This window comes from Bacillus sp. LR--39 (genome assembly GCF_053613335.1).
The window spans coordinates 1-741 of the sequence record NZ_JBSIOT010000795.1 but is presented as its reverse complement, the minus strand read 5'-3'; the positions used below and the strand labels follow the sequence as shown (position 1 = coordinate 741).

At 45.3% G+C, this 741-nt stretch carries 2 protein-coding genes; both read left to right on the top strand.

The window, feature by feature from the left end; genetic code table 11:
* Positions 1-458: ACT domain-containing protein (locus ACWHAR_RS26595; RefSeq protein WP_452088366.1), on the top strand; the 458-nt coding region annotated here is incomplete at its 5' end.
* A gap of 12 nt (positions 459-470) precedes the next feature.
* The coding region (gene dtd / locus ACWHAR_RS26590; RefSeq protein ID WP_452088365.1) for a D-aminoacyl-tRNA deacylase at positions 471-741 on the top strand (271 nt) is incomplete at its 3' end.

The following is a 741-nucleotide window of genomic DNA, read 5'->3' as shown; positions in this document are numbered from 1 at the left end:
GGGAAGCTGGCGTTCGTGTCAAGGGCATTGACAACCTCCTTGTCCGTTTATCAAAATGCTGCAATCCTGTGCCAGGTGATGATATTGTCGGCTTTATCACAAAAGGCAGAGGGGTTTCGGTCCATCGCGAAGACTGTCCGAATGTCAAAACGAATGAAGCCCAAGAGCGGCTGATCCCGGTAGAGTGGGAACATGAGTCACAAGTTCAAAAGCGCAAGGAATACAATGTTGAGATAGAGATTCTTGGGTATGACCGCCGCGGATTGCTGAACGAGGTACTCCAGGCAGTGAATGAAACGAAAACAAATATTTCATCTGTCTCTGGCAAATCGGATCGCAATAAAGTGGCAACCATCCATATGGCGATTTTTATCCAGAATATCAATCACTTGCATAAAGTCGTCGAGCGTATTAAACAGATTAGAGATATCTATTCTGTGCGCCGCGTCATGAACTAAAGGGGTTAGAAAATGAGATTAGTTGTTCAGCGAGTAACAGAAGCAAGCGTTACAGTGGACGAAGAGGTCGTCGGCCAAATTGGACAAGGCCTTATGGTGCTGGTCGGCATCACTCACGATGATACAGAAGATGATGCAGCTTATTTAGCCGATAAAGTTGTCAATCTCCGTATTTTCGATGACAGTGAAGGGAAAATGAATCTGTCTCTTGTAGATATAGGAGGAGAGATTTTATCCGTCTCACAGTTTACGCTTTATGGAGATACGAAAAAAGGGCGCCGGC